Genomic DNA, 14858 nt, shown 5'->3' with positions numbered 1-14858 from the left:
CCATGCTGACACTCACCGAATTTAATGTTGTGCCCGAAACCACCATTATCGAAAGCATTGTGGTTTCGATTGTGGGTTACCTCATTGTGTTTGTAGCCCTGCTGCTGCTTTACTGGTTTTTCGAGCTGCTGTCGAAAGTGCTCAACATGCGCATCAAAGATAAGCTCAAACGCCAGGGAAAACTTGCAAAAGGAGAAGAAAACAAAGACCTGCGCATCCCGGGCGACGTGATTGCAGCCATCGGTCTTGCTTTGTATCTGTCAACACAACTGCACGACGACGAGAGCAATGTGCTCACCATCAGAAAAGTTTCCAGAACCTATTCACCTTGGAGTTCTAAGATTTACGGATTAAGAAACCTCCCCAGATAATCAAAAGAATATGCGTAATTTCAAATTCACCATACGCGGAAACGAGTACGAGGTAGAAGTGCTCCGCATCGAAGGCAACCTGGCTGAGATTGAAGTTAATGGCACACCATACCAGGTGGAAATCGAGCGAAAAAAGGTTGAATCGAAAACACCCATCCTGGTACGCTCGGCCATTACAAACAATCCGAACGCTGAAAATGTAAAAATAAAGGCCGGGGCCGAGGCCCGCCTTTCTAAGATCGTAGCTCCGCTCCCGGGACAAATCATCCAGATTCTGGTTAAGCCGGGAGACCAGGTAAAACGCGGCCAGAAACTGCTCGTTTACGAAGCTATGAAGATGGAAAACAACCTGTTGGCCGAGAAAGACGGGATCATTAAAGTTGTTAAAGTAAATCTGGGCGACAACGTACTGCAGGGCGACCTGCTCATTGAAATGGAGTAAGACTTATGACAACAAAACGTGCTTTTGTCGTGCTGGCAGTACTATTTGTGCTCACCATGCTCAATCTTGTGGTCACACAGGTACCTGGCATGGCCGAGAATGCCTTCACACAGTCGTCGGCATCCGTTGCTGCACAAAGCAACAAAACCGAAAGCGTCTCTTTCCTCCGTTTTGCCCTGGACAAGACCGTGGAAGGAGTGAGCAAATTCATCACTTTTACAGGATTTCGCAATGCGACTAGGGGCAACCTCCTGATGATTGTGGTGGGGTTATTCTTTATTTACCTTGCCATAAGGTATGATTACGAACCCTTGCTCCTGGTGCCCATAGGCACTGGCATCATTATTGGTAATATCCCTTTTTATCAGGACGGAGGAATCAATCTTCAGCTGGGTATCTATCAGGAAGGAAGTGTACTCAATTATTTGTATTACGGTGTAACCAAAGGCATTTATCCGCCCCTTATTTTCCTGGGTATCGGTGCCATGACCGATTTTTCATCCCTGATTTCCAGTCCAAGGCTCATGCTTTTGGGAGCTGCTGCACAATTGGGTATCTTTCTCACGTTTATAGGCGCATTATATGTAGGCTTCAACCTGCCTGAGGCCGGTTCAATAGGCATCATCGGAGGTGCCGATGGCCCCACAGCTATTTTTCTTTCGTCAAAACTGGCCAATGGCGGCATAGTGCATGGATATGAAACAAAAAACCTGATCGGACCCATCGCCATTGCAGCCTATTCCTACATGGCACTGGTACCTGTCATCCAACCGCCCATCATGCGGTTGCTCACCACCAAAAAAGAACGGTTGATTCGCATGAAACCCCCACGCTCGGTAAGCAAGCTCGAAAAGATCATGTTTCCTATTGTCGGACTCATCCTCACCACCTTTATTTCGCCTGGTGCACTGCCGTTGCTGGGCATGTTGTTCTTCGGTAACATCCTGAAAGAAAGCGGGGTGACCAAGCGACTGGCCGACACGGCCCGTACTTCGCTCATCGACATCATCACCATATTGCTGGGCGTAACTGTGGGTGCCTCGACACAGGCCGACATATTTCTCACGTCCGATTCCATTCTGATTTTCACCCTTGGCGCAGTCTCGTTTATGGTTGCCACAGCCGGTGGCGTATTGTTTGCCAAGGTAATGAACCTGTTTTTACCCGCCGACAACCGCATCAATCCCCTCGTGGGTGCGGCAGGTGTGTCGGCCGTGCCCGACAGCGCCAGGGTGGTGCAGATGGAAGGGCTGAAAAACGATCCTTCCAATCACCTGCTCATGCATGCCATGGCGCCCAATGTGGCCGGCGTAATAGGCTCTGCGGTGGCCGCAGGTATTATGATGAGTTTTCTGCTCTGAACCAAAAACCCCGGCTTACCGGGGTTTTTAATTTTCCGTTTGCCAGAGCGTTAATCTATGTTTAACTTTACCCTCCGAATTGTAACAACCCTTCTATGCTTGTTATCGGGATTGCGGGCGGCTCGGGTTCGGGCAAAACTACTGTGGTCAAAAAAATCATCAGAGCACTTCCAAATAGCTCAGTTTCTGTAATTTCACAGGATTCTTATTACAAAGACAACGGCCACCTGAGCGCTGAGGAACGCAAAAAAATCAATTTCGACCATCCCTCTTCCATCGAATTTGAACTGCTCATCGAACACCTCGACCAGCTCAGGCAAGGGCATACCATCCAAATGCCTATTTACTCCTATGTGACCTGCGCCCGTTCGAAAGAAACAATTCCTGTACAACCCACAAAAGTTGTGATCGTCGAAGGCATACTCATATTGACCAACGAACAGCTGCGCCAGAGAATGGATATCAAAATTTACGTGGACGCCGATGGCGACGACCGCCTGATGCGCATTATCCAGCGCGATATCGAAGAACGCGGACGATCTTTTATGGATGTGCTGCGACATTATGAAACTTTTGTAAAGCCCATGCACCTGCAGTTTATTGATCCCACAAAGCGTTTTGCCGACATCATCATACCGCAGGGAGGTGCAAACCAGGTAGCCATAGATATTGTAGCTTCGCGTATCCGCATGAACCTCGATTAACTCCTTATTTATGAAGACTTTACGCCTTACCATATTGCTTGCGCTGCCGTTGTTGTTCACACGGTGCGGCCCCAAAGAACCCTTGCAGTCCACACTGCAACTTACCTATTATGCCGCCAAAGACGGGCTGGTGAGCAACAATGTCAACGATCTGGCCTTTGGCCCCGACGGAGCATTATGGGTGGCCACCGAGTTTGGCGTTTCGCGTTTCGACGGGCAAAACTGGCAAAGCTTCAATACCCCGCAGGGATTGATTCACCACGAAGTGACCTCGGTGGCTATTGGCAGCGACAATGTGGTCTGGTTCGGGACGCCTTTCGGCGTGAGCAGGTACAGCAATGGTAACTGGCAAAACTTTAACACCAGCAACGGTCTTGCATACAACTACGTGTACGATATTGCCGTGGATGCCAACAATAAACCCTGGGTGGCCACGGGCTTTGGCGTGAATCATTTCGACGGGCAAACATGGATTCATTTGCAGAAGGTTAATGGCAGCGCGCTGGTGCACAACATTGTACGCAGTGTAATCGTAGATAATGAACAAAACAAATGGTTTGGCACCGAATTCGGCGTAAGTCGCTACAAGGCAGGCAACTGGCTCACCTTCCTGGTCAACGACAACCTGGCCTCGTTTGTGGTCAGCATGTACAACGACGCACTTTCGCGCATTTGGTTCGGGCATTTGGCGGGTGTGACAGTGTTCAACGGACAATCCTACGTCAATTACTCCATGAACGACGGGCTGGCTTTTAACCGTGTAAACGCCATTACCGAAGACAAAAATCAACGCATTTTTTTTGGTACACCCAACGGGCTTTCGGTATTCGATGGCACCAAGTGGATAACCTATACCACCAAGGAGCGTCTTCCTGAGAACTGGATAACCTGCTTGGCCACGGATAAAGACGGTAAGATCTGGATTGGCACGAAAAGCAAAGGAATAGCTGTATTAACAATCAACCGTTTTTGAACAAAGCCTCTGAGCGCTTGTTTAGCGTTAACTAAACGAAAAAAGATGAATAAAAAGAAAATAAAATCACCTTGCCAGTTGATCTGCACCTACGACGAAGAAATGATCTGTGTAGGTTGTTACCGATCGGCGGAAGAAGTGGCAAACTGGGACAGTTATACTGACGATCAGAAGCTCAAAATACTCGAAATCATTGCCAAACGCCGCGAGGAAAAAGGTGGCGGAGGGTATTACGGCTTTGGTTGATCCTGCTCCATAAGAAAGGACGCAATCCATAGAAAAAGGCTGCCCCGCAAGCGAGGCAGCCTTTTTCAATACCCTGAAATATTGTTATTCTGCCACTTCGGCCGGTGATTCCGGAGCAGGCTCGGGCTGAATTTTTGGCTTGCGTCCACGCCGCTTACCTTCCGTTGCCGGTCTGGCTTTCTTTTCGGCCTTGGCTTTCTTTTTCCTGCCCGGTTTTTTGGCCTTCTTTTCTTTCTCGAACATAAATTCCTTGAGCAGTTTGCCCTTTTCGTTCAGCCATTCCGGAAGGGCGTAGGCGAACCCTCGGCCGGGATAAGCTACTTTGGCAAGTTCGGAGCGCCTTCCGGTGAGCTTCACAAGAATCTGATTGAGTTTGAACCGAAGCTTTTCCTCCGACTCAAACATGCCTGCTTCTTGCACCTTGGCCTCCAGGAGCGTGTAGAGCTCACCGCTGGCCATTGCTTTGCCTTTTTCACGAAGGCTGTCGATCACCATCATGTCCCAGGCTGAAAGCTCACGCTGGCGTCGCTGCTTCGGCTGTGTCTCTGTCTGATTTGTATCGGCTTCGGGCGCCTCTTTAACCTTGGGCTTGCGGCCGCGTTTCTTAGGAGCCTCCATCTGAACGTCAGAAGCCGGAGCTGTCGCATCCATGTCCGTATCTTCGTCCTCAGCAGCTTCGGCCTTCCTGCCCTTTGATTTGGCTTTGATGCCCTCGAGCATACTTTCCAGTTCAGCAATCTTTGTTTTTACAAATACCATTTTCTGCTTCAGCTTGCGCAGCTCGGAGTGGTATTCATTCAGTAAGTCGATGATGTCTAACTCGTTTAATTTTGTCGGGAACTTCATAGCGTAAAAATTTTGCACAAAAATAATATGCAAAACAAATAAATCAACATTATCAAAATAAAAATTACAAAATAAAACTTAAATAAATGCGCTAATATCTTTCCCTTAGAAACAGGAGAACTGATGTTTAGTGCTGTTTATCAGTTGATTGGTATGTAAATAATGGCAGGAAAACTGTTTTTTTCAAAATTAAATATATCAAACCAGGTTCAACTTTAGAGGATGCCATTCAGGCATTTTTTGCGAAAATAATTTACATTGCTCTCTGGTTGACTGCCAAACAACTAGCTTGAGGCTATTTCAGCCCCTTCACTTTTGGTATGCCGGCCACAAAATCTTTCAGATAAAAAGGCTCGAAGTAAGCCAGGTCGGTAAATTGATTGTTAGAAAAAGCAAAATCGGCCGGAACTGCAAGATGGGCTGCAGATGGCAGGAAGTTGGGCTGGATGTGAATGAAATTGTGGTCGCGGAACAGTTCTTGAGTTTTGGCTGCACCATCGCCGAAAAGCCATATTATGCGATTGCTTTGGTCATCGAAGCTATTTGCATTGAGCACTTTGGCGGTGGTTTCGGTCATACGCTTTCCTGTTGAATCGAAAAGGGCAGCGTACACTTCCATCCGGCGGGCATCAGTCATGGGTATCAGGATGTCGCCCGGACCGATATTTTGCCGGTAAGTGTATGCAAATGCTGTGGCCATTGACTGAAGGGTATCCACTGCAATCAATGGAATATCCAGGGCGTAGCAAAGCCCTTTTGCAGCCGAAACCCCGATGCGCAAACCGGTGTAAGAACCCGGACCGGAGCTTACGGCCACAGCCGAAAGCATACGGGGTACAACGCCCGCCTCGGCCAAAACTTCCTTGATAAAGACAGCCAGGCGCGATGCATGCGACTTTTGGTCGCGCACCTCCCTGAGCGAAATCAGCTGCCCCCCGACAGCCAGGCCTACAGAACAGGTCTCCGTTGTCGTTTCAACAAGCAGTATCGTGGTCACAGCAAATTAAGTACGGCTATTTTTTATTGTTTCCAAACAGTTTGCTCTCTTCCACCCGCTTCACAGATTCGCCATTGCGCAAGGTTTTCGATACAACGCGGTACGGTCCTGTAACGACTTCTTCTCCTTCTTCGAGACCTTCTGTTACTTCTATAAAGGTATTGTCCTGAATACCCGTTTTGATGGCACGGATCCGCGCTTTATCCCCTTCAACCACAAAGACATACTCCTGGAGTTGGGCTGTTTTGTTATTGGAATTGCTTTTTTCGGCAACTGCGGCCGGTTTCTTTCCGGTTTTTTGTACCGAGCTGGTATCGTCCCTTGTGGTAACAGCCTGAATCGGGACAGAAAGCACATTTTCGGCCCGGCGGGTTTGAATATCTACGGTGGCAGTCATTCCCGGGCGAAAGGGCGACTGGATTTTGCCTGCCTGGTTGATCAGATCGGCGTAAGAGTCTTTGAGCATCATCACCTTAACCTCAAAATTAGTCACCTGATCTACTGACAAACCGGATGAGATGGCCGAAGTGGCTATTTCGGTGATATATCCTTTGAATTTGCGGCCCAGGTAGGCATCCACTTCGATGATGCAGGTGTCGTTGAGTTTTACCCTCGGGATATCATTTTCGCTTACTTCCACCCTGACTTCCATATTGTTAAGGTTGGCCAGCCTCATAATTTCGGTACCCGACGAAAACTGTGAAGCGCCGGTAACGCGTTCACCAACTTCGACATTAAGCCGGGATACTGTGCCGTTGGCTGGCGCATAAATGCTTGTGCGACGGAGGTTTTCGCGTGCTTCACGGAGCGCAGCTTCGGCATTCTGCACCTGAAACTGTGTGGCACGCAGGCTTTCTTTGGCGGCCTCAAACTCGGCGCTGATCACCTGATAGTTGGCTTTGATGGCATCCCAGTCGGCATCGGAAATTACCTTCTGTTTCCAAAGCTGCTCGTTGCGGTTGTAATCGAGCCGGGCTTTGTTGAGTTGTGCCTCGGTCTGTGCAACCCGCGCACGGGTGTTGGCCATATTGGCTTTCGCCGAGTTGTAGCTGGCCTCTACCTGTTCAAAATTCGATTGATAAATAGTTGGGTCGATGCGGGCCAGGATATCGCCTTTGCGCACCGAATCGCCTTCGCGCACAAAGAGTTCAACCACTTCGCCCGAGATATACGGGCTGATCTTGATCTCGAGTGCTGGTTGGATTTTGCCGTTGGCTGCCACGGTTTCGGTAATGGTACGGCGGATTACTTTTTCGGTGCTCACCTCCGTAGCCTTGTGGCTGCGCTGCCGGGCAACAACAACCACAACAACGAGGATGACTACCACCAGGGCCAGCAGGATGTACCAGGTCTTTGCAGATTTTTTATTCGATTTCATGGGCATGTGTTGGTTTTGCGTGTTGAAGTAAGGTTATTTCGTGCTAAAGCCCGCCGGCAGAATTGCGCAACGGGCTGAGGTTATGTGGTGATCACAATTGACTGTTTTTCATGTTTATTCCTGCAAGTCGGCCAGTGTAAGCGAGCGTCCGAGATAGAAATCAAGTATTTTGAGCTTGAAGATGTAGTCATATTTTGCTGACAGCAGCTCTGATTCGGCGCGATTGAGTTGCGTTTTGGCAATGTTGTAATCCACTGCGTTGACCATCCCCACATTAAACCGCTGTTCGGTATAGTTAAACGATTCGCGCAGGCTGATCAGCGATTTCTCGCGGGCTTTGTATGTGGAGAGGCTGGCCATGGCATCGGCATAGGCTGTTTCAACGCTTTTGCGCAAGGTGTTCTGGCTGAGCTGCAGGTTGTAGTCCGCATTGAGCACATTGATTTTTGATCGTCCGATGTAGGAACTGATCTGATACCCGTTGAAAATCGGGACGCTCAGGCGCAGCGAGAGTGTAGCGCTGCGGTTGTCTTTCCACTGATCCTCAAAAGATTTGATGCGATTGTAATCGGGGTCGAGCGGGTTATTGCTCAACCGTATCTGGTCGGAATAATTGGTTCCGAGGCTGGCCGAGAGTCCCAGGCTGGGATAGCGGTTTGCTTTTGCGATATTGTAGGCATGCCGGGCACTTTTGAGTCGCATCTCTGCAGTTTTGATCTCCGGCATCACATCAAGGGCTTTGTTGAAAATCATCTGAATGGGCAGCACCTCAGGCGCAGTGTCCACTTTGAGCACAGGCACCTCAATCTCGATTGGTGTTCCGGCTTCGATTTCAAGCAATTGAAGCAGATCGAGATAGGCCAGGTTGAGCTGGTTCTCAGCCTGCACAATTGTCACTTCCTCGTTTGCTCCCTGTGCCTGCACCTCAAGCAGGGCACCCCTGGCGAGGGTTCCGGCTTCGACCAAACTTCTGGTGCGTTCGATCTGCTGGCGGGTGACTTCGGCCTGGGCACGGGCATTGGCCAGCAGCTCGCGGTTGAAAAGAATCTGCAAATAATAGCTTGCTACAGTGAGGGCAATATCATTCTGCATTTTGTCGTGTCCATACATGGCAGCAAGGTAGTCGGCCCTGCGCTGTTTGATGGTTTCGTGCTTCTGCAGGCCTCCGAACAGCGAAACCTCCGAGCCCAGATTAAAATAGCTCGACTGGGTTTGCTGATCAACATACCTGTATGTGGCCAAATCCACCGAACGTCCCCAACCGAAGGAGTGCGAAACACTGCCGTTGAGCGAGGGCAGCAAGCTCAGCCTGCTCTCGGTATTGCTGATTGCAGCAGCTTCCACTTCGAGCCTGGCCTGTTTGATCCGGATATTGTGCTCCAAGGCATGGTTGATGCAATCTTCGAGGCTCATGTGCTTCTGGGCTATCAATCCGCCAGAGGCAAACAGCAAGGCCACCATCAGCACAGTCAGAATAGTTTCGGGACGCGATGTTCTCACAACTTTAAAACTTTTCATTGTTCAATTCAATTTTGTTTCCGACTGGCCAAAAGCGTGCCATATTATTAAAACACTAAAGATCAACGATATATCCCCTCACATTCTTCAAAAACCAAGGTGTGGTGTCCATATGAATACATCAATTGTTCGTTTTCGCACACACCGTTCGATCCAATACTAACAAACAATCCGAAAGTAATTTTGATTGCACTACCTGGCTAAAAAAGCTTCTGTCATAAAGCAGAAGAGCAAAAGTAGGGCTTTTGCTCCACAAATCAATGAAGCATCGGGTACGGCACAGTGGATTGCTGTAATTTTGACAAGAATGTAAAAGCCGATATAATGTACAGGTATATCAAAAATATTTTGCCGTTTCTTATGATGTGTCTGTTTGCAGATCGCATTGCACTGCAAGCTTCTCCGGCATCCGACACTGTGGATGTGCTCCACTACCGCATCCACATCCGGCAGATCAATTTTGTGCAGAAAAGTATACACGCATCGGCAAGGCTGAACCTGGTGACCAAGCTTCCAACAACAGTTATTCCTTTGGAGCTGAAGCAATTGAGCGTGGATTCGGTGCGGCTAAACGGAAGCCAATCAAGCTTTTCGCACACTGGCGAACGACTGGCAATCGAGGCAGGATTTCAGGCCCAGCCATCGGATACGCTGACTATTGATATCCATTATCATGGTGTGCCTTTCAGCGAGCAATGGGGTGGGTTTCATTTCAGCGGCAATTATGCCTTCAACCTCGGTGTTGGTTTTGTGAGCATTCCGCATAATCTGGGCAAGGCATGGTTTCCGTGCATTGACGATTTTACCGACAGGGCCTCTTACGAAGTGCTGGCCACCGTGCCAGCAGGCATGAAAGCCTCATCGGGGGGCGCATTGTATTCGGTTACAAGTCATCCCGATGGAAGCTCTACCTGGCACTGGCATCTGCAGAAACCTATTCCCACCTACCTGGCCTCCGTGGCCATTGGTGCCTATGCCTTTCATCAATGGGAATATCAGGGCATGAATGGCATCATCCCGGTCACCATTTTTTCGCGACCGCAGGATTCGCTCAAGGTTGCTGGTACATTCCAGACCCTGGGGCAGATCATGGATAGTTTCGAAAGCCGCTATGGCCCCTATCCTTTCGACCGCATCGGATACACCAGCACAGCCATCGGCGCCATGGAACATGTGGAAAATATCGCACTACCACACTCTTCATTCTCGGGCAACCTGAACAATGAATATCTGATTGCGCACGAGCTGTCGCATATGTGGTTTGGCAATTCCACCACCTGTGCCTCGGCAGGCGAGATGTGGCTCAACGAAGGCTGGGCCACTTTTTGCCACCATTTCTACAAGCACGACCTATATAGCCCCCAGCTTTACCGTACCGAAATGAACAACACGCATTACGAGGTGCTCCGCAATGCCCACCTGAGCGATGGAGGCTACTGGGCGCTCAACAATGTGCCCGAACAATACACCTATGGCAACACTTCGTACGACAAAGGGGCCACAGTGATTCATACCTTGATGAACTACATGGGGCAGGACAAGTTTTTTCCTGCGGTGCGGGCCTATCTGGATGCCTTTCGTTTCAGCCATGCCTCCAGCTACGACCTTCGCAATGCCCTGTCGGCACACTCAGGCATCAACCTCAATGATTTCTTTGAAGCCTGGGTGTTTACCCCCGGCACACCTCATTTTTGGTACGATTCGCTACGCGTGACGCAGGAAGGTGCACTTTTCAAAACAGAGGTGTATTTGCGGCAAAAGTACAAAGGTGTTGATTTTCTGGCCAATAGCAATATTCTCGAGCTTACCTTTGTCGGCCCGCAGTGGCAGATGCACACCGATACCGTACACTTTAGCGGACGCACAGGCCATTCAGTGAAATTTCTGCCCTTCGAACCGGTGGTGGTTTTTCCGGATTATTATGACAAGACTGCCGATGCCACCACCGATGTGAGCGGGGTGATCCGTGCTCCGGGAACATTTAATTTTTCGAAACTCAGTTTCACGTTGTATGCGGATGCAGTGCCCGATTCGTCGCTCTACCGCATCACACACCATTGGGTGGCGCCCGACAGCCTGAAATCGCCCATACCGGGTCTCAGGTTGTCGCCCTACAGGCATTGGGAGATCAGCGGCATTTTCAGGCCCGGAACACAATTGCGCGGAAGGTTTTTTTACAGTAATGCCGCCAACCTTGATGCCGGCCTGATCCGCTCGGCTGCCGACTCGGTGGTTATACTCTACCGTCCATCACCTGCGCACGACTGGCAGGCCATTCCTCACACGCGCACAGGGCTGTGGTCGATCGGATACCTCAATGTGGATAACCTCCAGCCCGGACAATACACCCTGGCAGCATGGGACACACAATTAGTAGGTCTGGACAAGAATCTGGATATCAGATCATTGCAGCTCAAGGTCAAGCCCAATCCTGCAAACGACAGCCTCAGCCTGAATTGGGGCCGGAGCCTGAACGGCACGTTGACCATAAACGATATGTCGGGAAAGATTCTCAGCGAAATGGTGCTGCTCGGGCAGGCCTCCGTCGTCCTGAATGTGCAATCGTGGCCATCGGGCGCCTATTTTGCAACCATTATGGATGAATCGGGAAAAACTACGGGCAGCATCAAATTCATCAGGCAATAATTCAGGTTTCAACCCAAACTCAGAAAAATGACTGAAACAACTTCCCGACACTTGAAAATTGGCACAGCCATATTTGCCATTGCCCTGATTATCATTACTTTGTCGTGCAAGAAAGAGGTTGAAAACAACTGGGAGCTTTGCAGCAATTGCCCGACCGAGCTGCTGGTTGGAACCTACGCCGGCAAAGCCGAACATGTGAAAAGGCTGGACACATTAAATTATGTAACCACCAAAGACCAGGATGCTTACCTGACGATCAGTGCCACTTCTTCGGGTATTTCGGTGCAATGCGGGGTAGTAAACCTTTTTGGCGCCACATTTTCAGGAAGTTATCAGAACAGCTATTTCATTTCGATGACCGGATTCTCGTCGAGCCTGAACTGCAGGGTATGGCGCGACGGCGACAAGGTGAAGATTGTTGGCACAGCCAAGAAGCTTCTCTCTTCCGGAGAGACTTCCGAGTTGCTTGATTTTGAGGTATATAAGATAACTGATTAAAACCCTAGCTGCTGGGCAGCATAAGCATAAGCCCCTACAGCCACAGCGCTCGAAGTGCCGAGTTTGCTGATGCCCACACCGGTTTTCTTGACAGGATCGTACCAAAGCCACACTTCGCGGTCAATCTTGGGCACTTTGACCATATGGCCGGTTTTTTCGGTGAAAGCAATCACCTGCTCATCATCCTGCAGGTTGTAAGTTTTTATTTCGAGGCGGTCCACGGCCTTGCCCTGCAGGTCGGCAAAAGCCTCGTTCATGTATCTCACAAGCGGCTTCATGAACACTGGCCATGCGCCGGAAAGTCCACCGCCGATAACTACCAATCCGTCGATGAGCGTAACCGCATTGGCCAGGGCGTCGGCCAGCGCTTTTGCCATTTCGTCCCACGCCTTGAGTGCTGCCTCGCGGTGGCCATCCTTACGGCCCATAGCAATTTCATAAATACCAAAAGGTTCGGGGCAGGCGGCAGGGTCGATGCCGGCTTCGCGGGCAAAAACGCGTTTTATTCCCCTGATGGAGATGCTGTCTTCGGCGCTGGTTTGCGGATAAAGCAAGTTGCGCATGCGGTTGATCTCGCCTCCGGCCGAGTTGTCGCCACGAAGCAGGTTGCCATTGAGCACGATGCCCCCGCCGAAACCGGTGCCGAGCGTTACGCCAAGCAGGTTTTGATAGCGTTTGGGATTGCCCTGTTGCTCGAGCAGGCGGTTCACCTCGGGTAAAAAGCCCTGCAAAGCTTCGCCATAGGCAAAGAGGTCGCCATCGTTATTGATAAAAACGGGGCAGCGGAAAATTTCCTCGAGCATAGGTCCCAGGGCTACTCCGCCACGAAAATGCGGCAGATTCTCGAGATCGCCTATAATCCCCGAAGCGTAATCGGCCGGTCCGGGAAAGCTGAAGCTCAGGGCAGCAGGCTGGCAACCGCAACGCTCCCCTATCATCGTGAAACCTGCAATGATCTTGTCTAAAACCTCATTCAGGCTTTGGCCTGCTGCGGGAATGGTGAAGGGCTCAACCACTTCCAACCCGCTTCTGACCGCCGAAAACTTAAATCCTGTACCTCCTGCATCAAGCACAAAAACGGTACTTGTATCCCTGCTCATCCCAATAATGTTATTTTGCGTAAAAATAGAAAATCACCCCTTAAGTAATCCCCATTAAAAGCAAGTTTGACACAAATGCAGCACATCAGCACTACATTCGCACCTGCACCGGCCGGCCATTACAGCCAGGCCATCGTGCACAACGGACTTATTTTTGTTTCCGGACAGCTGGCCATCGACCCGGTATCGCGGCAACCCCTGCATCTCCCCGCCGGCGAGCAGCTTGTCATTGCTCTGACCAATCTGGAAAACATCCTGAAAGCAGCAGGAAGCAACCGGAACAAAATCGTGAAATGTACTGTATTTATTGCCGACATCAGCCTATGGCCCGAAGCCAATCAGGCATATGCCGGCTTTTTTGGCGAACACAGGCCGGCTCGCTCCATAGTGCCTACCGGGCCATTGCACCATGGTTTGCTGGTCGAGGTGGAGGCCATTGCCGCAATTGACTAAGCCGGACTGCCGAAAAGTATGCTCCTGATCTTATTCAGCTGGCGGCGATAGAGCAATCCGGCAACTAACAACACCAATCCTGCCAGCAGAAAGGTTGTTTGCACGCCGGCATATTCCGCAGCCGCGCCAAGAAGCAGGCTTCCCAAAGGCGTAAAGCCCATGAACGACATGCTGTAGAACGAAAGCACCCGACCTTTTTTATCTTCCTCCACCAAAGTTTGCAGCAGGGTATTGGTGGCCACAAACTGGGTTATCATGCCGAAACCGCTGAGGTATAAGATGAGCAGCGAAAACCATGCAAGCTGCGATTGGCTGAAGATGGCCAATCCGATGCCAAAAGTGAGGGCACTTATGGCAATAATGCCGGGCAGTGGGCGCATGCTTTGCCGCGATGCCAGATAAAATGCCCCGGTGAGGGCACCCGCGCCAACAGCACCTGTCAGAAAACCAAGCAATTGCGATCCACCCTGCAAAATATCGCGCGCAAACACCGGCAGAAAACCCTGGAAGGGAAGCCCAAACAAACTGGTGGTGGTGACCAGCAGGATCATATACCGGGCTGGAATGAATCGCCATGTGTAGCCAAACCCTTCTTTAAGGTCCTGGATAACAGTCCGATTCCTTACCTGAGGCTTGAAACCGGGGGTCTTCATCATCAGGAGGGCAACCACAACCCCGATAAAGGAGATGCCGTTGAGTAAAAAACAAAAACCTTCGCCATAAAGCGCCACCAGTAGCCCCCCAAGCGTCGGGCCGATAAACCTGGCCGTGTTTACGAGGGTGGAATTGAGTGCCACCGCATTGGGAATGAGCTTTTTGTCGCCCACCATCTCAAGCAGAAAGGCATGCCTGAACGGGGTGTCGAAGGCCAGAGCAAAACCGTTGACCAGCACGATACCGAGCACGATATGCACATTTAATGTATTGGTATAAAGCAAGATAGCCAACAGAAAGGCAAGCAGCATTGGGATTGTTTGGGTAATGACCAGTACATTGCGCCGGTTCATCCTGTCGGCATAAACCCCTGCCACAGGGGTAAGCAGCAAGGCTGGTATTTGCCCCATAAATCCGGTAAGTCCCAGGTATGCGGCCGAATCGGTGAGCCTATACACCAGCCAGCCGATGGCAAGGTTTTGCATCCAGGTGCCCAGCAACGAAAACAGGTTGGCAAAAAAGAACATCCTGAAGTTTCGGCTTTCGAGTGCCCTAAAGACAAAGGTGAGCCTTTCGAGGTAGGAGCGGATGTCGAGGTAACGGTTCATGCCTATTTCCGGTGCAAAGGTCGTCAAAACACTGCGCCGGGCACAAACAGGTCAAGTTAGCGT

At 50.3% G+C, this 14858-nt stretch carries 15 protein-coding genes; 9 read left to right on the top strand and 6 right to left on the bottom strand.

What is annotated here, in order from left to right; all coding sequences use genetic code 11:
- The first annotated feature begins 2 nt into the window (after positions 1–2).
- The 6 genes from IPM52_11830 (at position 3) to IPM52_11805 (ending at position 4097) form a co-directional block, all read left to right on the top strand.
- Positions 3–371 (top strand): OadG family protein, encoded by a 369-nt coding sequence (locus tag IPM52_11830; GenBank protein MBK9292299.1) that lies wholly within the window; start codon positions 3–5, stop codon positions 369–371.
- A gap of 10 nt (positions 372–381) precedes the next feature.
- Positions 382–813: a biotin/lipoyl-binding protein gene (locus IPM52_11825; GenBank protein MBK9292298.1), complete on the top strand. Its 432-nt coding sequence runs from the start codon at positions 382–384 to the stop codon at positions 811–813.
- A gap of 89 nt (positions 814–902) precedes the next feature.
- The gene (locus IPM52_11820) at positions 903–2174 is read left to right on the top strand and encodes a sodium ion-translocating decarboxylase subunit beta (protein MBK9292297.1); all 1272 of its coding nucleotides are present in this window, start codon (positions 903–905) and stop codon (positions 2172–2174) included.
- A 95-nt stretch (positions 2175–2269) separates the two neighbouring features.
- Positions 2270–2878 carry a uridine kinase gene (gene udk, locus IPM52_11815; protein ID MBK9292296.1) on the top strand — a complete coding sequence of 203 codons (609 nt, stop codon included), beginning with the start codon at positions 2270–2272 and terminating at the stop codon, positions 2876–2878.
- Between the two features lie 10 nt (positions 2879–2888).
- Positions 2889–3851, top strand: coding sequence for a hypothetical protein (locus IPM52_11810; protein ID MBK9292295.1), 963 nt, complete (start codon positions 2889–2891; stop codon positions 3849–3851).
- A 45-nt stretch (positions 3852–3896) separates the two neighbouring features.
- Entirely contained in the window at positions 3897–4097 is a 201-nt protein-coding gene (locus tag IPM52_11805) for a DUF1289 domain-containing protein (GenBank protein MBK9292294.1), read from the top strand.
- Positions 4098–4181: 84 nt separating this feature from the next.
- Here the strand turns inward: IPM52_11805 and IPM52_11800 are convergent, their stop codons facing one another.
- The 4 genes from IPM52_11800 to IPM52_11785 form a co-directional block, all read right to left on the bottom strand.
- Entirely contained in the window at positions 4182–4943 is a 762-nt protein-coding gene (locus IPM52_11800; protein ID MBK9292293.1) for a hypothetical protein, read from the bottom strand.
- Between the two features lie 295 nt (positions 4944–5238).
- On the bottom strand, positions 5239–5940 hold the full coding sequence (gene tsaB, locus IPM52_11795; GenBank protein ID MBK9292292.1) for a tRNA (adenosine(37)-N6)-threonylcarbamoyltransferase complex dimerization subunit type 1 TsaB: 702 nt from the start codon (positions 5938–5940) through the stop codon (positions 5239–5241).
- Positions 5941–5956: 16 nt separating this feature from the next.
- Positions 5957–7318 carry an efflux RND transporter periplasmic adaptor subunit gene (locus IPM52_11790; protein ID MBK9292291.1) on the bottom strand — a complete coding sequence of 454 codons (1362 nt, stop codon included), beginning with the start codon at positions 7316–7318 and terminating at the stop codon, positions 5957–5959.
- Between the two features lie 114 nt (positions 7319–7432).
- On the bottom strand, positions 7433–8818 hold the full coding sequence (locus IPM52_11785; protein MBK9292290.1) for a TolC family protein: 1386 nt from the start codon (positions 8816–8818) through the stop codon (positions 7433–7435).
- A gap of 378 nt (positions 8819–9196) precedes the next feature.
- Here IPM52_11785 and IPM52_11780 point away from each other — a divergent pair, with 378 nt between their 5' ends.
- Positions 9197–11482 (top strand): T9SS type A sorting domain-containing protein, encoded by a 2286-nt coding sequence (locus IPM52_11780; GenBank protein MBK9292289.1) that lies wholly within the window; start codon positions 9197–9199, stop codon positions 11480–11482.
- Positions 11483–11509: 27 nt separating this feature from the next.
- The gene (locus IPM52_11775; protein ID MBK9292288.1) at positions 11510–11980 is read left to right on the top strand and encodes a hypothetical protein; all 471 of its coding nucleotides are present in this window, start codon (positions 11510–11512) and stop codon (positions 11978–11980) included.
- Here the strand turns inward: IPM52_11775 and IPM52_11770 are convergent.
- A complete protein-coding gene (locus IPM52_11770) occupies positions 11977–13080 on the bottom strand; it encodes an ROK family protein (protein MBK9292287.1) in 1104 nt (367 codons plus the stop codon). The genes IPM52_11775 and IPM52_11770 overlap by 4 nt on opposite strands.
- Positions 13081–13155: 75 nt before the next feature.
- Between IPM52_11770 and IPM52_11765 the strand changes: the two genes are divergently transcribed.
- Entirely contained in the window at positions 13156–13533 is a 378-nt protein-coding gene (locus tag IPM52_11765) for a RidA family protein (protein MBK9292286.1), read from the top strand.
- On the opposite strand, the gene IPM52_11760 is transcribed toward IPM52_11765, so the two are convergent.
- Positions 13530–14795 (bottom strand): MFS transporter, encoded by a 1266-nt coding sequence (locus IPM52_11760; GenBank protein ID MBK9292285.1) that lies wholly within the window; start codon positions 14793–14795, stop codon positions 13530–13532. The two genes, IPM52_11765 and IPM52_11760, sit on opposite strands and share 4 nt — an antisense overlap.
- Between the last annotated feature and the right edge of the window lie 63 nt (positions 14796–14858).

The sequence above is a fragment of the Bacteroidota bacterium genome, assembly GCA_016715945.1.
In the GTDB taxonomy this organism is placed as follows: Bacteria; Bacteroidota; Bacteroidia; order Bacteroidales; family F082; genus JALNZU01.
Note: the sequence above shows the minus strand (reverse complement) of the source record. Positions and strands in the feature narration are given on the sequence as shown.